This is a genomic window from Methylovorus glucosotrophus, from assembly GCF_009858335.1.
Taxonomy (GTDB): Bacteria; Pseudomonadota; Gammaproteobacteria; order Burkholderiales; family Methylophilaceae; genus Methylovorus; species Methylovorus glucosotrophus.
The window spans coordinates 121054-143988 of the sequence record NZ_VMSE01000001.1; the positions used below are offsets into that span (position 1 = coordinate 121054).

The 22935-nt window shown below is 56.5% G+C and carries 24 protein-coding genes; 9 read left to right on the forward strand and 15 right to left on the reverse strand.

Annotation, left to right across the window (positions count from 1 at the left end; translation table 11 throughout):
- Positions 1-4: 4 nt before the first annotated feature.
- The 6 genes from FNL37_RS00550 to FNL37_RS00575 all read right to left on the reverse strand — a co-directional run bounded on the left by FNL37_RS00550 (position 5) and on the right by FNL37_RS00575 (position 5852).
- Entirely contained in the window at positions 5-760 is a 756-nt protein-coding gene (locus FNL37_RS00550) for an SDR family NAD(P)-dependent oxidoreductase (RefSeq protein ID WP_013443491.1), read from the reverse strand.
- A gap of 2 nt (positions 761-762) precedes the next feature.
- Entirely contained in the window at positions 763-1533 is a 771-nt protein-coding gene (locus FNL37_RS00555) for an SDR family NAD(P)-dependent oxidoreductase (RefSeq protein WP_013443490.1), read from the reverse strand.
- Positions 1530-2585, reverse strand: coding sequence for a ketoacyl-ACP synthase III (locus tag FNL37_RS00560; RefSeq protein ID WP_041362464.1), 1056 nt, complete (start codon positions 2583-2585; stop codon positions 1530-1532). Before FNL37_RS00560 ends, FNL37_RS00555 begins: the two co-directional genes overlap by 4 nt.
- Positions 2586-2588: 3 nt before the next feature.
- Positions 2589-2813, reverse strand: coding sequence for an acyl carrier protein (locus tag FNL37_RS00565; protein ID WP_013443488.1), 225 nt, complete (start codon positions 2811-2813; stop codon positions 2589-2591).
- 204 nt (positions 2814-3017) lie between these two features.
- On the reverse strand, positions 3018-4160 hold the full coding sequence (locus FNL37_RS00570; protein WP_159354786.1) for a DegT/DnrJ/EryC1/StrS family aminotransferase: 1143 nt from the start codon (positions 4158-4160) through the stop codon (positions 3018-3020).
- 3 nt (positions 4161-4163) lie between these two features.
- Positions 4164-5852 carry an O-linked N-acetylglucosamine transferase, SPINDLY family protein gene (locus FNL37_RS00575; protein WP_159354787.1) on the reverse strand — a complete coding sequence of 563 codons (1689 nt, stop codon included), beginning with the start codon at positions 5850-5852 and terminating at the stop codon, positions 4164-4166.
- A 300-nt stretch (positions 5853-6152) separates the two neighbouring features.
- Here FNL37_RS00575 and thiS point away from each other — a divergent pair, with 300 nt between their 5' ends.
- The 4 genes from thiS to mltA are packed head-to-tail and all read left to right on the forward strand — an operon-like array spanning position 6153 to position 8782.
- Positions 6153-6359, forward strand: coding sequence for a sulfur carrier protein ThiS (gene thiS / locus FNL37_RS00580; RefSeq protein ID WP_015831216.1), 207 nt, complete (start codon positions 6153-6155; stop codon positions 6357-6359).
- A 6-nt stretch (positions 6360-6365) separates the two neighbouring features.
- The gene (locus tag FNL37_RS00585) at positions 6366-7145 is read left to right on the forward strand and encodes a thiazole synthase (RefSeq protein WP_013443484.1); all 780 of its coding nucleotides are present in this window, start codon (positions 6366-6368) and stop codon (positions 7143-7145) included.
- 2 nt (positions 7146-7147) lie between these two features.
- The gene (gene apaG / locus FNL37_RS00590; protein WP_013443483.1) at positions 7148-7531 is read left to right on the forward strand and encodes a Co2+/Mg2+ efflux protein ApaG; all 384 of its coding nucleotides are present in this window, start codon (positions 7148-7150) and stop codon (positions 7529-7531) included.
- Positions 7532-7540: 9 nt separating this feature from the next.
- The gene (gene mltA, locus FNL37_RS00595) at positions 7541-8782 is read left to right on the forward strand and encodes a murein transglycosylase A (protein ID WP_015831214.1); all 1242 of its coding nucleotides are present in this window, start codon (positions 7541-7543) and stop codon (positions 8780-8782) included.
- 62 nt (positions 8783-8844) lie between these two features.
- On the opposite strand, the gene FNL37_RS00600 is transcribed toward mltA, so the two are convergent.
- The 7 genes from FNL37_RS00600 to FNL37_RS00630 form a co-directional block, all read right to left on the reverse strand.
- A complete protein-coding gene (locus FNL37_RS00600) occupies positions 8845-9615 on the reverse strand; it encodes a DODA-type extradiol aromatic ring-opening family dioxygenase (RefSeq protein WP_015831213.1) in 771 nt (256 codons plus the stop codon).
- A 42-nt stretch (positions 9616-9657) separates the two neighbouring features.
- Positions 9658-10044, reverse strand: coding sequence for a DoxX family protein (locus tag FNL37_RS00605; protein ID WP_013443480.1), 387 nt, complete (start codon positions 10042-10044; stop codon positions 9658-9660).
- 202 nt (positions 10045-10246) lie between these two features.
- Positions 10247-10318 (reverse strand): pyrroloquinoline quinone precursor peptide PqqA, encoded by a 72-nt coding sequence (pqqA, locus tag FNL37_RS14035; RefSeq protein ID WP_013440845.1) that lies wholly within the window; start codon positions 10316-10318, stop codon positions 10247-10249.
- A gap of 155 nt (positions 10319-10473) precedes the next feature.
- Positions 10474-10614: an entericidin A/B family lipoprotein gene (locus tag FNL37_RS00615; RefSeq protein ID WP_013443479.1), complete on the reverse strand. Its 141-nt coding sequence runs from the start codon at positions 10612-10614 to the stop codon at positions 10474-10476.
- Between the two features lie 108 nt (positions 10615-10722).
- A complete protein-coding gene (lplT, locus tag FNL37_RS00620; RefSeq protein ID WP_015831211.1) occupies positions 10723-11919 on the reverse strand; it encodes a lysophospholipid transporter LplT in 1197 nt (398 codons plus the stop codon).
- Between the two features lie 115 nt (positions 11920-12034).
- Complete coding sequence (gene aas, locus FNL37_RS00625) at positions 12035-14170, reverse strand: bifunctional acyl-ACP--phospholipid O-acyltransferase/long-chain-fatty-acid--ACP ligase (RefSeq protein ID WP_159354788.1); 2136 nt, start codon at positions 14168-14170, stop codon at positions 12035-12037.
- Between the two features lie 11 nt (positions 14171-14181).
- Entirely contained in the window at positions 14182-14487 is a 306-nt protein-coding gene (locus tag FNL37_RS00630) for an ArsR/SmtB family transcription factor (protein WP_013443476.1), read from the reverse strand.
- A 139-nt stretch (positions 14488-14626) separates the two neighbouring features.
- On the opposite strand from FNL37_RS00630, the gene FNL37_RS00635 reads away from it, so the two are divergent.
- The 3 genes from FNL37_RS00635 (at position 14627) to FNL37_RS00645 (ending at position 17738) form a co-directional block, all read left to right on the forward strand.
- Positions 14627-15358 (forward strand): 2OG-Fe dioxygenase family protein, encoded by a 732-nt coding sequence (locus FNL37_RS00635; RefSeq protein ID WP_159354789.1) that lies wholly within the window; start codon positions 14627-14629, stop codon positions 15356-15358.
- 144 nt (positions 15359-15502) lie between these two features.
- Complete coding sequence (locus tag FNL37_RS00640) at positions 15503-17371, forward strand: GGDEF domain-containing protein (protein WP_013443474.1); 1869 nt, start codon at positions 15503-15505, stop codon at positions 17369-17371.
- 46 nt (positions 17372-17417) lie between these two features.
- A complete protein-coding gene (locus FNL37_RS00645) occupies positions 17418-17738 on the forward strand; it encodes a hypothetical protein (protein WP_244948160.1) in 321 nt (106 codons plus the stop codon).
- A 40-nt stretch (positions 17739-17778) separates the two neighbouring features.
- Here the strand turns inward: FNL37_RS00645 and FNL37_RS00650 are convergent, their stop codons facing one another.
- Positions 17779-20043 carry a putative bifunctional diguanylate cyclase/phosphodiesterase gene (locus FNL37_RS00650; protein ID WP_244948161.1) on the reverse strand — a complete coding sequence of 755 codons (2265 nt, stop codon included), beginning with the start codon at positions 20041-20043 and terminating at the stop codon, positions 17779-17781.
- 261 nt (positions 20044-20304) lie between these two features.
- Here FNL37_RS00650 and FNL37_RS00655 point away from each other — a divergent pair, with 261 nt between their 5' ends.
- Together FNL37_RS00655 and FNL37_RS00660 are read left to right on the forward strand one after the other, a co-directional pair.
- Entirely contained in the window at positions 20305-21543 is a 1239-nt protein-coding gene (locus FNL37_RS00655) for an MFS transporter (RefSeq protein ID WP_015831206.1), read from the forward strand.
- A 213-nt stretch (positions 21544-21756) separates the two neighbouring features.
- Complete coding sequence (locus tag FNL37_RS00660) at positions 21757-21936, forward strand: hypothetical protein (RefSeq protein ID WP_013443470.1); 180 nt, start codon at positions 21757-21759, stop codon at positions 21934-21936.
- A gap of 85 nt (positions 21937-22021) precedes the next feature.
- On the opposite strand, the gene FNL37_RS00665 is transcribed toward FNL37_RS00660, so the two are convergent.
- Positions 22022-22918 (reverse strand): mechanosensitive ion channel family protein, encoded by an 897-nt coding sequence (locus tag FNL37_RS00665; protein WP_159354792.1) that lies wholly within the window; start codon positions 22916-22918, stop codon positions 22022-22024.
- Positions 22919-22935 lie beyond the last annotated feature (17 nt).

Below are 22935 nucleotides of genomic sequence, written 5' to 3' on the forward strand. Positions count from 1 at the left end.
ATCATCAGTGGGTGATCCCGCCATCCATGATCAGCGTGGTACCGGTGATCCAGCGACTGGCAGGCGAGAGAAAGAAAATGGCGGCATTGGCGACATCTTCCGGCGTCCCCAGACCCAGAGGATGAATGGCCCGCTGCTGATCCAGCCATTCGCCAGTAGGCATATTGGCGCCGGAACCATGCAGCATGGGGGTTTCCACCAGGTCGGGTGCCAGGCAGTTCACCCGGATACCACGTTTGGCGGTTTCCAGGGCCAGGCAACGGGCGGCGGCAATCAGGGCGGCCTTGGTACCGGCATAAATACTGGTGCCGTGCACGCCTCGCACGGCTGCTGTGGAGGACATGAAGAGAACGGCGCCATCCTTGTTGATCTTGTTCTTCGCCAGCAGCTGGTTGGTGAGCAATTGCGGCGTGAACACATTGATGTTGTAGAGGCGCTCTATGAATTCGCGTTTGGCCATGCGGGCTGGCATGGGGATGGAAATACCGGTGCAATGCACCACGCCGTCGATGTTGCCAGCCTGCTCGACGGTGGCCGTGATCGCATCATCAGTGGTCAAGTCGCCGAGTATGGTGACGTGACCGCTGCCTGCCAGTTGGCTCAGGGTTTCCTGCAGGCGTTCCGGATTTCTGCCACAGATAATTAGCGTGGCGCCAGCCGCTGCACAAGAAATGGCAATCTGTCGGCCCAGGCCCGATGAGGCGCCGGTGACCAGAATGCGTTTGTTCGCCATGGAAAAAGGATTGTTGATCTGGGTCATGATTATTGGGCACTAATCTGGCAAGTCAGGCCGCCATCTACATACAGGGTGGCGCGCGTAATCCAGCGCGAAGCCGGGGCGAGCAGGAACACGGCGCTGTTGGCGACATCTTCCGGCACGCCTTTCCCCAAGGGTGGTTCGGTTACGGTCGCCATGCTGCCGCCCATGCCTTGTTCAGCCAGGCGTTTCAGCATAGGCGTTTCAATGTAGCTCACCGCCATGTAGTTCACGCGTATCTGTTGTTTGGGCCCCACTTCCAGAGCAAGGGCACGCCCTGCGGGACGCAATGCAGCCTTGCTGGCGGAGTAGATGCTGGACCCTTTGGTGCCGATATGGGCAGCAATGGAGCCTATGAAAACGATGGAGCCTTCTTGGGCAATTTGTTTCTTGGCCAGTAATTGCTGGGTAAGAAGCAAGGGTGCATCCAGATTGATGCTGAAGTCGCGATGGATGAAGTCTTCATCAATCTGCCGGAATAGCCGCACGGCGGCTGTGCCTGCACTATGTACCAGGCCATCAATCACGCCCGCCTGGCTTACCAAGGCTGCACGCTGCTCGGCGCTGGTAAGGTCAGCCGCCACGCAGATATGGCCTTCACCCGTCATGGCGGCGCGTGTTTCTTCCAGGCGTGCGCTATCGCGTCCGGTGAGCACTACCTGGGCGCCAGCGGCGGCGACGCCAATCGCCACGGCTTGTCCTAGTCCGGACGAAGCGCCTGTGACCAATACCCGCTTGCCATGCAGGCTGAATGCTTCAAGGTTGAGTTCGCTCATATTTCAATCAAGGGTGGAAGATAAGCGTTCTCAATGTTCAGAATGCAGGATGCCCAGGATAATCCGACGCCAAACCCAGACAGCAAGAGGCGCTGAGGGCCTTGGGCCAGCGCTTCTTGCAGGCGCGTGTTGATGGTGACCGGAATTGATGCCGAACTGGTGTTGCCAAAATCCTTGAGCGACATGGGGACTTTTTCGGCTGGCAGGCCCAGTTTTTTACGTATGGTTTCGTTGATCATGCGGTTGGCCTGATGGAAAACAAAATAATCAATGTCTTCCAGGCTGAATGGCGAGAATTCAACCAGTTGTGCGACCGAGACAGGTACTTCGCGTATCGAGAAATTGAGAATGGAAGGACCATCCAGAATCACGTCAGTGCCTTTGCGCGAGATACCATCGGCACCGGGCAGGCGCTCCAGATGGTGCGGCTGTATGGGCACGCGTTGACCACCGGCTTCGATAATGATGGCTTTATGGCCGCTGCCATCGCTCCCCATATTGAAATACATGGGTTGGGCTGTTTCATCAAACTCAAGGGCGGTGGCGGTAGCAGCATCGCCAAACAGCGAGAGCAGGCCGTTGTCCAGCGACAGCGGGTTGGAGGATTTATCGCCCACCAGCATGATGCCGCGTTTCAAGCCATGGGCAGACAGCATGGAGCCCAGGGTAAACAGGCCATAGGCGTATCCTGAGCATCCCAGGTTGATATCAAATGCGATGGTGCTATGTGGCAGGCCAAGCTTGTCCTGCAGAATGATCGCCGTGGCCGGAATCGGATAATCCGGCGATTGTGTCACCACAATCAGGGCGTCAATCGATGACTTTTCCCACCCCAGGCCGGCAATCAGTTTTTCAGCAGCGACCAGGGCCAAATCGGAAAATACCACGCCCTCCAGGCAAACCCGACGGGTTTCTATCCCAATATTGCGAACCAGGCGTTCACGTTCAGAGCGTTGCTCCGGCGGACAATCCTGCACATTGGAGAAAGCACGTTCCGGGACACATGTGGTAAGTCCACGGTAGCGGACATTGTGGAGGACGGATTGAGCCATGGCTTAGGCAACCAATTTATAAATATCGGTGATGGTCTGGCAGTTGGAAAGATCATTGCCGGTGATGGTTTTTTTGTATTCCATATCGCACATCACGATTACCCCCAGCGCTGCGAGCGAATCCCATTCGGGCAAGGTTTCCAGTCTGGTATCTGCCGATACCTCGACAGGCTCCTGAAAATCCACTGCTTCATTGAATTTTTCGATGAATGTTTCAATTGTGCTCATAGCGACCTTTATACGATTTATAGAGTGAGAAGGAAGAGTCTGAATTTATTGTCGTCTTTAAATTTGTTATCGACAATATACCGGATTTATTTAGGGGTATTTGAGCGGGTGCCTTGTGGAACGTGCCTTTGAAGGCCATGCCCGTCGACGCAAAGCGTTCGGTTTCATGAAAACCCTGGCCGTGGATGCGCTTGATTGGCAGGCTCATGCGGTCACCGCCATGGCCACATGCTGGCTCACTTCTGCCATTTGCCCCCTGGTCAGCATGGGGAAAAATGGCAGGCCAATCAGGTCTGCACTTACCGCTTCTGCCGTGGGGGTGGGCAGGTGGACAATCGGGCCCACCTTGGCCGCATGCTGATGCAACAAGGGTTGATACCAGCGTCGCGTGCTGATCCTGCTGACGGCGCATAACTGCTCAAGCTTGCTGCGACGCCCACTGCTCCCCAGCCGCACGCTGAATGTCGTGGGAGCGGCGGGAGCGGGCCCCTGTTGCCAGATCAATGCATCGCCACACGCTTGTTGCAGGGTTTCCCGGTATTGCAGAAACACGGCATGCCGCAGGTCCGCCTGGGTTTGCCAGCTATTCAGGCTGGCAAGCCCGACTGCTGCGTGATATTCGGATAGTTTGGCATTGGTGCCGGCGTAACTGAGGTGGCCCACCGGATGATCCGTATCCGGACTGAGGTTAATGCCGAAATTGCTCAATTCCTTGATCATGCGGCGCTGGCCGGGCTGGCCCGTCACCACAAAGCCGCCTTCCCCTGCCGCCAGCGATTTAGTGGCATGCATGCTGAAAACGACTGGAATATCCACCGCCTCTACCCATTGTGATCCATAGGCCGCTGCGGCATCGATTATCACCCTTACGCCATGGCGCTGCTGCCATGCACTCCAGGCTCGCGTGTCCTGCGCCTGGCCGAAGGTCGCCACCGCAATGACGGCCTGGCAATCGCTTTCCCGCATGCAGTCGTCCGCAATGTCTGGGGTCAATAACCAGTTGTCCGGATCAATATCGCAAATCACCGGCAGATGACCCGCGCGCAAAATGGCGGTCAAGCTGGCGACAAAGGTGAGCGCCGGCACCAGCACACGTGACCCCGGCGGTAACTCCAGGCTGCTCAGTGCCAGCTCAAGTCCCGCGGTTGCGCTGCTCACGGTCACCACCTCAAGGGGCAGCGATGCGTGGGTGGAATAGTCTGTCGCCAGGCGTTGTTCCAGCTCTTGTACCAAGGGACCAAAATTGGAGTAGTGGCGGCTAAGATCTATCCTGTCCAGAAAGGGTTGCAGTGCCAGCCGGTCGGGCAGTTGGGGAACCAGTAATGGGATGCCTTGGGGATGGGACATGCATTATCCTTTGGCAGGGCTGCCACTGGCCCGCAATGCCGCCATTTTTTCTTCCTGCGCGGGGGTCGCCACCTGAAAGTCCTGAAACAGGTGTTCACCCAGCAGGTAGTTATGCCAAAGCCTGCGATAGGCTGTTTCCAGCTCGGTGCAGCGTGTCTGGTAATCCATCAATACACTGCCCAGCATGCGCTCGCGAATAACGCTTCGCATGGAGGCAAGCTGCTCGGGGTCATCCAGTAATCTCAGTATGATCTCGATATAGTCGTCATCGCTTTGGGCGATCCAGTCGCTGAACCCCAGGCCGGTCAGGGTGCATGCCGTGGCGGAAGAGACTGCTTCGTCTGCATCCAGCGTTACCACCGGCAAGCCCATCCAGAGTGTATGCAGGGTGGTGGTGCCACCTGACACCGGCGCAGTATCCAGCGCTACATCTACCAGGCTCCCACGTTCCATGAACTCATCCAGCGGTACCATGGGCGATACGATAATCCGATCCAGCGGCATATCCAGCTCGACCAGACGTGGCTCTATGGTGTGGATAGCATCGTCGATGGTGTTTTCCTGCACATGCAGCAGAAGCTGGATGTCAGGGCGTCGTTCCATGATGCGTTTCCATAATCGCAGCATGTGATCGGTGACTTTACGCGAGCTGTTGAGGCAGCCGATGGTGGGCGGATTGCCCTGCAACATGGGTGGGGTTTCCATCAAAGGGGCATGGGCTGGCGGAATATAGCTGGCCATGCATGCCAGGCGATACAGCTTTTCCAGGTAATAGGATTCATGCCCAATCGGATCCGCACTGTAATCCGTCAGGCGGTAATCCATGGCCTGCATACCCAGCGTGCCGCCCATGTAACCCAGCCAGGTGACCTGCACAGGTGCGGCGCGGCGGGCGAATACGTAGAGGCGGTGACCGTAGGTATGGCCGGAGAGGTCAACCAGCACATCGATCTGCAGGGCACGTATCCGTTTGAACAAGGCATCGTCGTCCAGCTTGGACACATCATGCCAATGTGGCACCAGGGACTTCAGGTGGGCGGTGGTGTCGTCCTCCTGCATCGCGGTGGAGAACACATGCACTTCCACTTGTGACGGGTCATGATGCCGGAAGACGGGCTCCATGAAAAAAGCGATGGCATGGTCGCGCATGTCGCCGGATACATAGCCTACTTTCAGCACGCGATCCGGGTTGCGGTTGTTCAGCAGTGGCGGGCTCTGACGGGCCAGCGGATCGGCAAAGCGCTGTCCCCAGGCCTGGTAAAGCTGGCGCTTGCGTTCGGGGTCGGGCTGGCTGATGGAGTAGATATTGGCGCGGTCTATGGCGTAGGTCGCGTTATCCGGCTGCATCTCTACCGCCTGATCAATAAAGGCGCGGGCTTCTTCCAGCTTGCCCAGGTAAAAATACGAAATCGCCAGGCCGTAAATGGCATCCACATTGTGCGGATCCATGCCCAGCACAAATTCCATGGTCTCGCGCGCTTGCTGGTATTTCATGGTGCGCAGGAAGATCTTGCCGATACGCACCCAGGTGGGGACTTGATTGCCGTCGAGGGAGAGCGAGGCGGTGTATTTGCTCAAGGCCTCAAAATAGTCCTGTCTCGCTTCAGCGTTGAGCGCTTCCTGAAATAATGCGGCAGACTTCGAAGAGGGCGATTGAGACACGTTGATGTTTGGGCCTTGGTCTGTTGTCATGAAGGAGCGTTCGATGCGCCCCAACTCTGGCGAAGACTATATCCTTGGGGATATAGCGTCAAGCCAATTACTCGTGTAATGCATGGACTATTCTATTCAAGCTTAATCGAAAAAACCGATGAACAAACAATGCAGCACGCGTCTAAAAGTGCTCTTGTTCAAGCGATCGCCCAAGGGGCGGATGCGAGTGTGGATGATTTGCTAATTGCCCATGAACCTACGTAAAATAGCGTTTCTTCGCGGTTTTTTAAACAGCGGTCCCCCTATCCCGGTTTTACTAAAGAGTAGGCTGTAATTCAATTGATTCATCTGACGATCAACGGTAATCCCCGGCAGTTCGATGTGGCAACCCTCTCGGTGGCTGAGCTGGTACAAACCCTGGGCCTCACGGGCAAGCGTCTGGCGATAGAGCGTAATGGCGACATCGTGCCACGCGGCCTGTTTGCCGAAACAGCCCTGAAGGACGGGGATAAACTTGAAATCGTAGGCGCTGTAGGAGGCGGTTAACGCGTTATGGATACACTTAATATTGCTGGCAAGGCTTATCAGTCACGACTGCTGGTGGGCACAGGCAAGTACAAGGACTTTACCGAAACCCGCGCGGCGATTGATGCCAGCGGTGCCGAAATCATCACCGTGGCGATCCGCCGTACCAATATCGGCCAGCATGCTGGCGAGCCTTCCCTGCTGGAATACTTGCCGCCGGAAGAATTCACTTACCTGCCGAATACCGCGGGCTGCTACTCGGCGGACGATGCGGTGCGTACCCTGCGTCTGGCGCGCGAGCTGCTGGATGGTCACAAGCTGGTCAAGCTGGAAGTGCTGGGCGACCCGACCACGCTGTATCCCAATGTCGTTGAAACCCTGAAGGCTGCCGAGACCCTGGTGAAAGAAGGCTTTGACGTCATGGTCTACACCTCGGATGATCCCATCATCGCCAAACAGCTCGAAGAAATCGGTTGCTGTGCAGTCATGCCGCTGGCCTCGCTGATTGGCTCTGGCATGGGTATCCTCAATCCCTGGAATCTGCAGATCATCATCGAAAACGCCAAGGTGCCCGTGCTGGTGGATGCGGGTGTGGGTACAGCATCGGACGCAGCCATTGCCATGGAGCTGGGTTGCCAGGGGATACTGATGAACACCGCGATTGCCGGTGCGCACAATCCAGTATTGATGGCGAGTGCCATGAAAAAAGCCGTGGAAGCCGGGCGTGAAGCTTATCTGGCCGGGCGCATGCCGAAAAAACTTTACTCGGCGACGCCCAGCTCCCCTACCACCGGCATGATTGGATAAGCGTGGAGTCATCCCGCCGTTACCAGTTTACCGTCAGCGTGGTGAGTGCCTACTTGCCGGATCAATCCGATGAAGCCGAACCACGCTATGCCTTTGCCTACACGGTGACCATTATCAATACCGGCACCGAAACCGCCCAGCTCATCAGCCGGCACTGGGTCATTACCGATGCCGATGAGTCGGTGCAGGAAGTGCGTGGCCCGGGCGTGGTGGGCGAACAGCCGACCCTGAAACCTGGTCAGCAATTCCAGTACACCAGTGGCACCGTGCTGCGTACCTCGGTCGGATTCATGCGTGGCAGCTATCAGCTGGTGGCGGAAGACGGCACCGAATTCGAAGCCGAGATTCCCGCCTTTACCCTTTCTACCCCCCGCGTTCTGCATTAAGGTTTACGCATGCATGCTCGTTTGATCGTTTTACTGGCTTTATTGCTGACCGCCTGCGGCAGCCAGCCGCAAAAGCCTGCTCAGCCCAGCCCCAAACCTGCATGCGATTGCCCCGCATTGCCGATTCCTTTGCCGGAAGAGCCCAAGCCCGCCCCGGAAAAACCAACAGCGCCCAAAATCCCAGACTATGGCCTGCTGAAGCCTTCCAGCTGGGATGCATTAAGTGCGCTTGAGCAGGACAACCTCGTGCAAGCCTGGCCTGCCTGGCTGCAGAGTTGCTCCACCCTGAAAACACGCCAGCCCTGGCAAGCTGCCTGCGCCGCTGCCCAGAACATGGTGAATCCCGATCAGGCCAGCATCCGCAGTTACCTGCAAACCTACTTTGATGTCTACCAGACCACCAATGTGGATGGCACCGAGGAAGGCCTGATTACCGGCTACTACCAGCCCTTGTTGCGTGGCAGCCGCCTGCCGACAGCCGCCTATCGCTATCCGCTTTACAGTCGGCCGGACGATCTGATTACGGTAGAGTTGACGAGCCTGTTCCCCGAGCTTGCCAACAAGCGCGTACGTGGCCGCGTAGTGGGTACCAAGCTGATTCCCTATTATGACCGGGGCGAGATTGAATCCCCGCAGGGCCCCTTGCGGGGGCGCGAGCTGTTCTGGGTGGACGATATTGTCGAGCTGTTTTTCCTGCAGATTCAGGGCTCAGGCGTGATACGCCTGGACAATGGCGAGCAGGTGCATGTGGGTTATGCCGACCAGAATGGCTTCCCCTACCAATCCATAGGCAAGCTCTTGATACAGCGTGGAGAATTGACCGCGGACAAGGCGTCCATGCAGGGCATCAAAAACTGGGCAAGCAATAATCCTGACAAGTTGCGCGAGCTGCTCAACAGCAACCCCAGTTATGTCTTTTTCCGTGAATTGCCACCGGGCCTGCCCGGTCCGCTGGGCGCGCTGGGTGTGCCTATCCTGGCCGAGCGTGCGGTGGCGATAGACCCGCGCTTTGTGCCACTGGGCGCACCGGTATTCCTGTCTACCACTTACCCCAACAGCAGCAAGCCGCTTAACCGCCTGATGATGGCGCAAGACACTGGCGGTGCCATCAAAGGTGGCGTGCGTGCTGACTTTTTCTGGGGGGCGGGCAATGATGCAGGGCGGCAAGCGGGTGCCATGAAACAGCGCGGCAAGATCTGGGTATTGCTGCCGCACGGCTTCCCATTGCCAACGGCGGCTCCAGCACCTTGATTGTTTGGATTAATCAAAAAGCCGCTTTTAAGCGGCTTTGTTTTTTGCGGTGTGTTTTCTTGCTACGCCGCCCAGGCGTAAGCATCCATCGCCAGAAACCCATAAGTGTGCTCGGGTTGATAACGTACCGCGGGGCCTCGTGCCGCACCCAGTGCCACAAACAGCGGCAGGATGTGATCTTCTTCCGGATGCGCCAGTACGCCATTGATCGACTGCGCACGGTAATTCAGCAGAGCCTCGTCGTTCTTGTCGATAATCTTATCCCCCACCCAGTTGGCAAACTCCGTGACATAGGCCAGCGAGCTGGTGGTGCGTTGCACTTCAAACAGATGGCGCAGGTTGTGGGTGATGGCCCCTGAGCATAGCAGCATGACGCCGCTATCCTGCAGCGATGCCAGTGCTTGCCCCATGCGGTAGTGGCTGGCAGGATCGCGGTGGCCCTGGATGGAAAGCTGGGTCACCGGGATATCGGCATCGGGGTACATCAGCATCAAGGGCACCCAGGCGCCATGGTCGAGTCCGCGTTTGGGGTCGCGCTGGATGTTGAATTGGGCCGCCGTCAGCAACTCCACCACTTTTTCTGCCAATGGCGGGCAGCCTGGTGCCGGGTAATGCATGTCATACATGGCTTTGGGGAAGCCACTGAAGTCATGCAGGGTCTCCGGTTGCTGGACAAAGCTGACGCGCGGTTCTGGCGTATCCCAATGTGCCGATACCACCAGAATGGCCCGCGGACGCGGCAATGACAGGCCTAGCTGATGCAACATCTCACCGGTCTTCCCCGGTTCCATCGCCAGGGTAGGCGCACCATGTGAAATAAATAGCGTTGTCATGACCGTGTCCTGCGGCGTTACTTTATGAAAAATGAATGAGGCTTACTTGCGATTATCCAGGCTGAAGCCACCCGCGCCATAAGCCACGATCAGCAGCAAACCGCCAATGATGGTGAAGTTTTTCATGAACATCACCAGCTGTATCTGATTGCTGAAATCCGTATGAAACAGCAAGGCTGCCGCCAGCGTAAAAATGGCGATACCTGCCGCGGCAAACTTTGCCTTGAAGCCCAACAGCAATGCCAGGCCCAGGCCCAGCTCCACCACCAGGGCGATCGCATAAGCCACCTCGGGAAACGGCGCCCCTACGCTGCTGATATAGCCTATGGTGGCATCGGGCGCGGCGACTTTCCCCAGGCCGCTAATGATGAAAATCAGTGACAGCAATACTCGTCCAGCAAAGGTGAGCCAACGGTTGCAAGGGTTCATGCTTAATCTCCTGAGATTGTGGGATGCTGCCCTGGCATTTTAGCGGCAAAGCGAAGATGGGGGGAGATTCAGAGGGCAACAGGGAGGTTTTCCCATCGCTGCAAAGGGTATTGGTCGGCAGGCTGTTAAGGCAGGCCGATGTACGACATGCAAATAAAAACGGGAGCACTTGGCTCCCGTTCATGTGATCGCAACGTTAATATTAACGATTGCAAACGTACATAGTTACTTCAAAACCGAAACGCATTTCGGTAGCTTCTGGCTTGGTCCACATAGTCGTTTCTCCTTTCGTTTAGTTTTCGTCCGATGCACTCACATGCTTCTAACGTGAGACAAACTGTACGCTCCTGTAGAACGGCTTGCATTGTGTTAGTCATGAAATGGAGCTCATGATTTTCATGAGAATTCCGTCATGATGCACGTGGAGGGTTAGTAGCCTTTGTTCTTGTCTGCAGAGTTTTCCAGGGCTTCGCCGCCCTTCTGAATGTCTTTGCCGGCGCCGCTCATGGTATTGCAGGCGGTCAACAACATGAAGGAACAGAGGCAGAGGATACTGACGATTTTATTCATGATTTATTCTCCAGTCGCGAATTGAGGGGGTATTTACACCCGCTCAATGTAACGGGACCTCTGCCGTTCAACATTCAGCGCGTGGCTGAAATCGCTGTCAGACAGCGCCTACTTTTTCCCCCACAGTCGTTGCGCTGCCAGCAAGCCAATCGCGGCAAAGACCACCAGACCCACGGCTACGGTGGAATGGATGGCAGGCATACCTTCTTTTTCCAGGATGGTATACAGGCCTACCATCAGCAGCATGCAGATATTTTCAAACAGGTTTTGCACGGCAATGGCGTGCCCTGCCCCTACCGTGGCGTGGCCACGTTCCTGCAGCAAGGCATTCAGCGGCACCACATAAAAACCACCGCAAGCGCCGATAAGTATCAGCGCGGCTATCGCCAGGTAAAGATTGGACACATAGGCAAAGCCCACAATCAGCAAACCGATCAGCACGCCAGCGGGCAAGGCACGATTCACCGAATGCAGCTGTACATAGCGGGCGGCGGCAAATGCGCCGAGCGCGATGCCGATGGCGACACCGCCACTCAGGTTGGCGGGAGTGCTGAGGTCGGCAATGCCCAGCGCCACTGGCACCCAGGCCACCAGCAGAAAGCGCAGGGTGCTGCCTGCTCCCCAGAAGATGCTAGTACCAATGAGTGAAAAGCGCGCGTCCGGATTTTTCAGCAGCGTGCTGGTGGCGATGACAAAATCCCTGACCAATGCTGGCAGCGATACCCGGCTCAGGGCATGGGCGGCGGGCAGGCGTGGAATGAAGAGGTTGGCGACGGCGGCGACCAGATAACAGGCAGCAATGGCGGCGAGCGCTCCGGTGACGGAGTGATCGGCCAGCCAGCCGCCCAATACGGCGCCCAGCAGAATGGCGACGATGGTGGAGCCTTCCATCATGCTATTGGCTTTGACCAGATGTTGGGGCCCGACCAACTCGCTGAGGATGCCGTATTTGGCTGGGGAATAGGCGGCAGCACCCAGCCCGACCATGCCATAAGCCAGCAGGGGGTGCAGGCCGCACAGCATGGCAGCCGCACCGATGAACTTCATGCCATTGGCAATCAGCATCACGCGGCCTTTGGGCAACGCATCGGCCAGTGGGCCGACGAAAGGGGCGAGCACGATAAAGGCCACGACAAAAAATTCCTGCAGCAAGGGCAGCTGCCAACCTGGGGCAGATTGCGATTTAAGCAGCGCAATCGCGGCGAACAGCAAGGCGTTATCCGCCAGAGCCGAAATAAACTGGGCGATGAGGACGGCGGTCATGCCGCGCGCGGGAATCGCCGATGGGGTGGAGGTGGAATGCATGCAAACTCTCTGATTTTTATGGTTGGCTTGAATGGATGGCTTAAATGGTTAAGGGTGACTTAAGCCCGCATCGACAAAGGATGGGGCTTTATTGCGGGTCGCAGGCTTATCCGGCTCATGCTTCGGCCGCCATGGTACGCAATGTCACGTAATCGGTTTTGCCCGTCCCCAGCAAAGGCAGTGCTTCCAGGGTAATGATTTTTTTCGGCACCGCCAGATCCGGACTCCCCAGCTTGCGGGCTGCGGCCTGCAGGCTATCGCGGGTCAAGCTGCTATCGGTGCTGAACAGCACGATGTTTTCACCACGCTGTGGATCCGGCTGGGTGCTGGCGGCATGCTGATGCTCGGGCGAGGCTGCATGTGCCAGGGCCTCCACGGTTTCCAGCGACACCATCTCGCCGGCAATTTTGGCAAAGCGCTTTACCCGGCCCAGAATGCGGATAAAGCCCTGGGCATCAATATCCACCACATCCCCGGTGTCATACCAGCCATCCGCGGGTGTTTGCAGCACGCCTGGCTGGTCATACAGGTAATAGCCCAGCATGACGTTGGGGCCACGCACCAGTAGGCGCTCGCCTTGCTCTATGCCGGGGATGCTTTCCAGCCGGGTTTCCATGCCTGGCAGCATGCGGCCCACGCTACCGGTCTGGTTTGCCATGGGTGTATTGACCGCCAGCACGGGCGCGCACTCGGTAGCGCCATACCCTTCCAGAATGCGAATGCCGAATTTATCGGCCCAGACTTTGCGGACTTCTTCATTCAGTTTTTCTGCGCCAGCGACTACGTAGCGCAAGCGGTAGAAGTCATAGGGGTGCGCGAATTTGGCATAGTTGCCCAGAAAGGTGCTGGTGCCGAACAGCACCGTGCAGCCACGGTCGTAAATCACTTCCGGAATCACGCGGTAATGCAGCGGGGATGGGTAGACAAACAGCTTGCTGCCGGTGACCAGCGGCATGATGGCACCGCAGGTAAAGCCAAAGGCATGGAACAGCGGCAGTGCCATCATGAATTTATCGGCAGGCGAGAAATCGATGATGGCGGCAATCTGGGCAATATTGGACAAGATGCTGTGATGCGAATGCACCACGCCCTTGGGCTTGCCTTCGGAACCTGAAGTGAACAGCACCACGGCCGGGTCATGCGGGTTGGCATGCGGCACGGCCAGTCGCGGCAACCATAGTGCAAAGCCTATCAGCCACAGCTTGTCCCAACCGCTCAGGCTGGGCAGCAAATCCTCCAGATAGACCAGATGCACATTTTCCAAACCTGCTACCGTCTCCTCCAGCTTGGCGGCGGAGATGAATTTGCGTGATGAGATGACGGTGCGGATATTACCGGCGATGATGGCATTCTGCAGTCCCGAGCTGCCCGCCGTGTAATTCAGCATGGCGGGCACGCGCCTGAAGGCGCTCATACCAAAGATAAGGCAGATGGTATTGGTGACATTCGGCATCAGCACGCCAACGGTTTCGCCAGCACTGGTAATCTTGGCGCTCAGGCGCCCCAGCGCCAGGCTTTTTTTCAAAAGATCGCCATACGACTCTTCAATCTGCTGCATGTCTTCCACCAGCCGCGTGCGGCGGCCATGAATGGAAATGGCGTCCAGCAGCGAGCCAAACAAGGTTTTGACCGGGCGCGACTTGAACAGCATATCCTGCATGATGTCGCGCATGCCCTCGCCTGCCAGCTTGCGGCGGGCTCTGGCATTGGCGGCTTCTGGCATGGGGAGGTGCGTGGTCGGCAAAATGGTGAGCGATACCTTGGGGAAAAGCTGGCGTGGATAATTGCCACCGGAGAGGCGGCTGAAGTAACTGCGGGCGGCGCCATCCACGCGTACTGGCAGGATGGTGGCGCCGGTTTTGGCGGCGACGAAGCCCGGGCCGTCATACACTTTCATCAGGCTACCGGTCAGGGTGATGCGGCCTTCGGGGAAAATCACCACGTTCTCCCCTGCCTCCAGCAGGCGGATGATTTTCTTCATGGCGAGTGGATTGCTGGGGTCGACCGCCAGGTGCGGCACCATGCGCAGAATCAGGCGGAACAGCGGGCTCTGCAATACGGTGGTGTGCACCACAAAGGTCGCTCGCAATGGCAAAAACAGTCCGAGCAGCAGGCCATCAAGAAACGATTCGTGATTGGCCACAATCAGCAGCTTTTGCTGTTCCTGGTCTTGCGACGGCAGATGTTGCCTGCCCCGCACTTCAACCCGAAACACTATTCCGCACAGCAGTTTTAATATCTTGGCCACCATGAAATCTCCCTTCAGATCGTAGTCTTGATGTAAGCCAGCACGCCCTCAAGCGCTTCTGTCATCATCTTTTTATTAATATGGAAAAACACTTCCTTGCCGATTTTCTCGCTTTGCAGCGCGCCTGCTTCGCGCAATACGCGCAGATGATGGCTCACTGCGGTGCGGCTCAAGGTCGACGCGGCCACGATCTGGCCGATGTTGAGGCGCTCATCGGGCTCAAAGGCCAGCAGTATGCGCTGGCGCTGTTCATCGCCCAGGGCGATGAACAGTTTCGAGGTATCTGCCCATTCAGATGGAATCTGCAAGATGGTTTTCATAACTAAATAATTAGTTATTTAGTTATGTTCGTCAAGTATATTATTCAAACCACCCCAATCCGCCTCTGCCAACGTTGAGATTGCCTCTGCAAGCGGCTAAGATGCTTATCTTTCATGATTTCATAGATAGCGATACTGCGTGGCACCCTTACTGCGACAATCCGAACTGTTGGACAATATAGCCCGGGCGGGCTTCAGTTTTGTGGCAGGCGAGGCCATGCAAGCGTGGTTGCTGGCGCAGGCCGAAGATGCCCTGAGTGATTGGTCTGCGTTTGCTGCCAGCTGGGAAGCCATGCCGCTGGATCAGTACATGGCCGATGGTGGACGATATCGCCGCCGTCGCTATGCCACCCTCAGTGCGCCAGCGCAAGGTGGTGACATTGTGCTCGAGCCGCATCAGCCGCATTACCAGAGCCTGGACTACAACCCGCTGAATGGCGGTGTTGCGCGCGAGTTTGAGCCCATACCAGCGCACATCATGCAGGGTAACAGCATGCGTAACATCCTGCGCTTCTGTCGCAAGATGTTCAGCCGCATGCTGCCTGACAAGGCGTGGCATATCGAATGCCATCAATTCCGCATTGAAGCCAGTGCTGAGCTACATGGCAAACCAACCCCCGAAGGCATACATCGGGATGGTGTCGATTTTGTGCTGGTCATGATGGTGAAGCGCGTGAATATTTCCAGCGGCACCACCACCATGCACGACCTCGAACACAAAACCCTGGACAGCTTTACCCTGACCAAGCCGCTGGATTGCGCCATCGTTAACGACAGGCGCTGCATGCATGGCGTGACGCCGGTCGAGCAGATCGATCCGGCGCATCCTGCCTATCGTGACGTGCTGGTGGTTACCTTTCGCGCCAAATAAGCTGCCCGTGCATGAACAGGCGTTAAATGGCGGCTCTGTTTACGTCATTTAACACAGTTGTGGTAGCGTATGCTGACAAAAGCCAGAATGCTGTTTGAAACTCCGGTGCTGCGGCATCGGCCATGGAGCTAAGCGCGAGCCAGTATGCAAGAAAAACCGACCCCCATCGAGATTGCCAGGCAGGCATTGATGCAGCTTGCCTCGCGCAAAGTCCCGCCTACGCCGGATAATTTCCGCACGGTTTATGACGAGATTGCCGGCGTCGTATCTACCAATGAAACCCTGGAACTGGCCCATGTGCTGGACAAGGTTTTGCACGATGCGGGCAAGCAACGCCCCAAGTACATTGCCGCCGCCCAATCCATCGCCACGCTCATCGAGAAAAAAGACTGGTCCAGGCTGGAAGACCAGCTCATCAAGCTATTGCCCCTGGGCGCAGCAGGTGGCGATGAAACCAGCTGGCCCGTGGTCATCCGCAACCTGCTGAAGCAGCTGGAAGTGAGCCACAAGGGCGTCACCCTGACGCGCAAGAAAGAAGGCCTTAACCGGGTGCTGACCAACTTCGGCAGTGACCCCGATGTCTTGCCGCAAAAGATTCAATCCCTGGTCAATTCATGGGGCCAAGGTTCGGTGGCCGATCATGTGCCTGGCGACGGGCCGCAGGTGCTGGAAGGCGAAGCGGAAACCATAGGCGAAACGCCCACCCCTGCACCCAGCAAGTCGCTGTATGGCAAAAAGCCCGCCGAATATTGGCGCGAGATGCTGGTGCGTACCATGGAGCTGGTGCTGATTCCGCAACTGCATTCCCTGCCCGAGCCGGAAGCCAAGGCCAAACAGCTGGTCAAGGATATCAATGCCGCCACCAATGAAACCCAGATCAAGCGTATTGCTGAAGAATTGAAGAGCGTACTGTTTACCCTGGAGATGCATGGCGATCAGCAGAACCGCCTGCATGAAGCCTTGTTGCAGTTATTGCGACTGCTGAACAACAGCATGGGTGAGCTGGTGCTGGAGGATAAATGGCTGCATGGGCAGACCAAAATCGTGCAGGATATCCTCGAAAAACCGCTGGATCTTACCCGGCTCTATGACGCCGAAAGCAGCTTGAAAGAGTTGCTGTATAAGCAGGGGCAGATCAAGCCACGTCTGATTGAAGCCAAGGACTCGCTGAAGCGCATGGCCGAAATCTTTGTGGACAGACTGGCCGAGATGGACACCGATACTGGTGAATACCAGAACAAACTGAATGGTTATCGCGACCGCATCACTTCGACCGAAGATCTGGTGGAACTCAACTCGGTGATCGACAGCCTGCTCAACGATACCCGCAGCATAGGCCTGAGCATACAGCGTTCCAAGGATGCGCTGGTGGATGCGCAGCAACGCGCTGACGAGGCTGAGAAGCTGATTGATGAGCTGACGCGCCGTCTGGACCATATCAGCGAAGTGGCGCATGAAGACTACCTCACCGGCACACTCAACCGCCGCGGCATGGATGAAGCCATGGAGCGCGAATTTGCACGGGCCGACCGGCATGGTACGCCGCTCAGCATTGCCATGATGGATATCGACCACTTCAAGCAGCTCAACGATAACCTGGGACATGCGACTGGCGACCAGGCCTTGATCCATCTGGTGCGCATCGTTAAATACTCGCTGCGCAATACCGATGTGCTGGCGCGCTACGGTGGCGAGGAGTTCATCATCATACTGCCCAGTACCAAGCAGGATGAGGCCATGGACATCATGAAACGCGTACAGCGGGATCTCACCAAAAACTTCTTCATGCATCGCAACGAGCGTGTGCTGATCACCTTTAGTGCCGGCGTGGCCGAACGGCTACCGGGCGAGGGGCCGGAAACCATCGTGCCGCGTGCTGATGCCGCGCTCTACAAGGCCAAGCACAGCGGTCGCAATCAGGTGATTGGTGCAGAAGCCTTGCTGGAAGAGCCCGAGATACGTGAAATTACCGATGCCAGTGCGGCAGAGGCTAACGGTAACAATGCGGCTTAAATCCATCTCAGCCTGGGTGCTGTCAGCGTCTCTGGCAATGCATGCCATGAGTGCCGCGGCGGTGGACGCAGCCGCAGTTCAGGCGGCATTCAATCAGCGGTACCAGACGTTTTTCGGGGCAGACAGCAACTCTCTGCTGCCACTGCCTGCCATCGACAAGCAGGACTGGAAGCGCATGCGCGAGAAAAAAGCCTTGCGTCAGGTGTATCAGGAGCCCGGCAAGTATTACAACAGCAAGGTGTACGTATTTACCCTGTATCAGGATGAAGACGGCGGAGCTTATTACCTCGATGCCACCGGCGGCTTCTGGGGAATGGATGAGCTGGTGTACGGGCCCTTGTCTGCCCAGGATGTCGGCCTTCCCTGAATCAGGTTGATCGGCCAGATGTGAGTGCTGGCGCTACTACTCAGGCTGTCGCCAGCTCTGCTGAAGCGGCAAGCAGGGTGTAAATCTTTTCTGCCGTCACCGGGCGTGACAGCAGGTAACCCTGAAATTTGTCACAACCTGCCTGTGCCAGAAAATCATACTGCTCCTGCGTCTCCACTCCCTCGGCCACGGTTTGCAGATGCAGCCCTTGTGCCATGCGGATAATACTGGCGGCAAGCTGCATATCATCAGTACTGTCGGGGATATCCTTCACAAACTCGCGATCAATTTTAAGCGCATGGATGGGCAGGGTTTTCAGCTTGGCTAGCGATGAGTGACCCGTGCCAAAGTCATCCAACGCGATGCGTACGCCGGTTCTAACGAGCGTTTCCAGCGTGGGAATGGCGATATCCATTCTGTCCATCACCGCGTTTTCCGTAATCTCGATGATCAGTCGCCCCGGGGCAATGGCATGACGTTTCAATACCTCATGCACGGTCATCACGAAATTCGCATCGCAGAAATGCCGGGCCGAGATATTCACCGCCATGCTGAGCGTATTGTCCGGCAGCCGGGTATCCCACTCGGCAAGCTGAGCGCAGGCATGGTCCAGTACCCATTCTCCTATGGGGATAATCAATCCGGTTTCTTCTGCGCAGGGAATGAACAGATCAGGGTAAATCAGGCTGCCATCGTCCTGTTGCCAGCGGATCAGGCATTCGCAGCTGAAAATGGAGGGAGCCCCGCCATCTTCCCCTTTGGAGTAGATGGGCTGGTAATGCAAGACAAAGGCTTTGTCGCGTATTGCCTGTCGCAGGCGGCTTTCTGTCATCAGCCTTTCCTGCGCGCGTTGTGTCAGTTCCTCGGTGTAAAACTGATAGCGGTTACGGCCCGTATCCTTTGCGCGGTACATGGCGGAGTCGGCATTGCGGATCAACTGGGTGGCATCCTGGGTGTCTTCCGGACACACGCTGATGCCGATGCTGGCACTGATGACAACCTCACAATTGCCGCTTAGGTGAAACGGGGTTTTGAGCGCTTCCAGCAGATTGCTGGCAATGGTGGCGGCTTCGCTGGCATTTTGTAATTGCTCGATCAGCAGTACGAACTCATCGCCGCCCAGGCGCGCAAACGTATCCTGTTCGCGTATGCGGAGTTTCAGGCGTTCCACGATCGCGACCAGTAGCTCGTCCCCTATCACATGGCCCAGACTGTCATTGATATTCTTGAAGTGGTCGATATCAATAAACAGCATGCCTACCCGATTATTGTTGCGCGCACTCAAGGCCAGAGCATGGGTCAGCCTGTCCTGAAAAAGCAGGCGATTGGGCAGGCCAGTGAGAATGTCATGATGGGCCAGGTGCTGGTAGCGCATTTGCCCCTCTTCTATCAACTGCTCGGCTGTCAGCAGGCGCTCACTTTCTGCGAGAAGAATACTCTGCCTGACCATGGCCAGCGCGATGATGCTAAGGCAGGAACCCAGGGCAATGGATTTGGCGATAGGCGTTGTCGTATCCATCATCATGAAATAAATGGTGCTGATCGCGATCAGCATGGCCATCAACGGAATCGCGCGTTGTATGCCCTGGCAGATACGAATGTAGGTGTGATTGGACGATGACGTTGCCATCCAGTGCATGGCGCCCAGGCCGAGCAGCAAATCAGAAGCGGAAAAAACATGGTTAAGCAGGGAGCCGTCTATGTTCACCTGGTCGATGACATTCAGATTCCATTGCATCCAGATGCCGCCCTCCAATGCCAGCCCGCCGAGTAACAATAGCCAGCCCCACTGCAAGCGCAACCGCAAAAACGGCACCAGCAAGAGCGCAAAGCAGGCAGCACTGAGCAAGCCTGCTGGATAAAACACCAGCACCAGCAGTTGCAGCGCATTGCTATCTGACTGGCGCCCCAGATAAATAAGCAGAATGAGGCCAATGACGGCAATGGTCATCACCGCCATGTCCAGTTTGGCGGCGGTGAGTTTTGCATGGGAAAGATGCAGCTTGAGTGCGCTTAGCAGGCCCAGGATGCAGCAGGGCCCCAGCATCAGATAGAAGAAGTCAGCAGGTGCGGGAAATGGATTCCAGCCGATAGCGTACTGTACGTCCCAGCACAGCTGTCCCACAAAGTAAGAGCCTATGCCCAGCAGGAACCAGCGGCGCGGCTCACGTTGTTCTGGGTATGCCTGGCGGTAACCTATCCAGGTCAGGATGAAGGAGGCGCCACTGCTGACGGTCCAGTGCAGATTATCAAGCCAGGGCAGCCATGGCTGGGGTACAAAAAAAGAACCGATGATGGCTAACATCACCACCGTCACTGCACCAAAAAGTACCCCTTTTGCGCTGCCTGACATCATCAAGTTCTTTTTATAATTATGCTGTTGCATCATTTAACCCCAATCGTTAACAGGTGTAAACCATACCGTTAGCTGCATATGTTTATCTCTGCACAGCCTGTGGCCTGACTATCGCGTTGATGTGATGCCCATGACGCCAATGTCACACGGAATTTCAAGCATATTTCGCTCCAGTTTCCCGTAAAATGCGTTTTTAGACCGAACGCTGCTATGACCTCTTCCACAGATTCTGCCCAATTTCCCCTGCTCAAGACCCCTTCTTTCCTGAAATTGATGGCCTTCCGCCTTTCGGTGATTTTTTCTTACCAGATCGTGGCTGTGGTCGTGGGGTGGCATATTTACCAACTCACCCGCGATCCGCTGTCATTGGGCCTTATCGGGCTGGCCGAAGTGGTGCCCTATATCTGCACCGCCTTGTTCGCTGGCTACGCGGTAGACCATCACTCCCGGCGATTTTTTGGCGCCATGGCCGGGGGCGTGCTGATGTTGAATGCCCTGACGCTGGCGGCGGTATCCGCAGGCTATCTGCCGGGGAATCCGACCTACTGGATTTATGGTTCGATTGTATGTGTCGGGTTTGCCCGGGCGTTTATTGGCCCTTCCTTCAGCGCCTTGTTTGCCCTGGTAATTCCGCGTAGCGAATTTGGCCGTGCGGCCGGGGTGGGCAGTTCCATATTTCAGATCGGGCTGGTGATGGGCCCTGCCCTGGGTGGCATTCTGGTAGGCTGGACCACGGTCAGCGTGGCCTACCTGGTGTCTGCCGGATTCGCCGTGATGGCCGCGGTCGCTATCCTTAGCATACGGGTGGTTGAGCCACCCCCGGCCGAGAGCGTGCCGGTGTTTACCAGCATAGGACAAGGCTTGCGCTTTGTTTTTAGCAACCAGATTGTGCTGGGTGCCCAGGCGCTGGACATGTTCGCGGTGCTGTTTGGTGGCGCGGTCGCCATGCTGCCTGCGTTCATACATGATGTGTATCATCATGGCCCCGAAGGTCTGGGCATACTGCGGGCCGCACCTGCGGTCGGCGCGGTGATCATTGGTATCGTGCTGGCGCGTCACCCGCTGAATCGGCATGCGGGCAAATACCTGCTGATGGCAGTGGCTGGCTTTGGCGTCAGCATTATCCTGTTTGGCCTGACGGCGCATTTCTGGCTGGCCGCCTTTTTGCTGGCACTCTCGGGCGTCTTTGACGGGATTTCGGTAGTGCTGCGCACCACCATCATGCAGTTGATGACGCCGGATGCCATGCGTGGCCGCGTGTCTGCCATCAACGGCATCTTCATCGGCTCATCCAATGAGCTGGGGGCGTTTGAGTCCGGCGTCAGCGCACGGCTGATGGGGCTGGTGCCCTCGGTGATTTTTGGTGGCACCATGACCCTGGCAGTCGTCGCCGCCACGGCCCGCCTGGCGCCGCGGTTGCGCCGCTTGCACTTGCATGAACTGCATTAATGCCTGCCGGACGCCTTCTTAGGCAAATAATTCTGGCAATACGCTAAAGAAATCAATTTGCTGGACGATATCAGCTTAGTTTGGCGGTTTGCTATCCGCAAATTCCAAATAAACTGCGAGTGCGCGGGAATCTTTTGATTTTCGTGTGCTCTTAATGGCGCTGAAACACAATTTCAGCCCGAGTATTAACCCGATATCCCACAAGGAATTGACATGCATGCCGCAAGTTTTGACTATCTGATCCCCGCTCCTGCGTTTCAGCCGGAGTATCTGAATGTGTTGGAAATCCCCGACCGCTTCACGCAAACCACGCTGTATAAAACCCAGCAACGCGAGCTTGAGCTACGCCGCGAAATCGTCAAGATGACGCTAGCCAGCGGCGATTGCGTCTGACATTGCTGGCGCCTGGCGCCGAATGCAGCTGAGGTTTTGGCTTTTCCGCATTAAGCTCCCGGCGCATCTCTGACACCTCTGCTATTTAATTCATGCTGTCCATGGCAGGGCTGTTTTCGCCCCGCATCTGGCCCGCCGAAATGGTCAGGTGAGGATAAGGAATCTCGATACCGACATCATCGAAAGCGTGCTTCAGGCGCTTCAGGTATTCGCGACGCACGGTCCATTGCTCCAATGGCAACACCTTGAAACGGCATTTGATGATCACTGCTGAATCATCCCAGCGATCCACCCCGGCCATCTCCAGATCATCCAGTATTTTCTGATTAAAGTCTGGGTCCGCTTTCAGATCATGTGCGACTTCGCGCATCAGCGTCATCACGGTTTCCACGTTTTCGCGGAAAGCCACGCGCACATCAATCACGGAAAAAGCAAAGGTGCGGCTCATATTGGTCACGGTGGAAATAACGCCGTTGGGAATGAAATGCACATTGCCATCATAGTCGCGCAGTTTGATGTAGCGTAGCGTCACTTCTTCCACAAAGCCGCTTTTACCGCCGGCATCCACCACATCCCCCTGCCTGATCTGGTTTTCCAGCAGCAGGAAAAAGCCGGTGAAATAATCCTTGATCAGACTCTGTGCGCCAAAGCCGACTGCCACACCTACCACCCCTGCTGCCGCCAGAATAGGCGCAATGGATACGCCCAGCTCGTTCAGTATCTCCATGATGGTGATCACGGAAATCAGCACGGTGGCAATGTAGCGGAACACGCGCCCCAGGGTTTGCACGCGCTTGATCTCTTCCGGGTTGTCCTGCGCATGCGTGAGCAGGTGCGTTTTCAGTGCCAGCAGCATGCGGTTGAAGACGCGCATCGCCAGCCAGGCGATAGCCAGTATCAGGACAATCTTGAGAAATACCTTGGCGATCTCCCAGAATTTCTGAAAGTCTTCAATGCCAAGCTGAATGAGATAGTGTTCCATGGTGTCTCCTGTTGCAT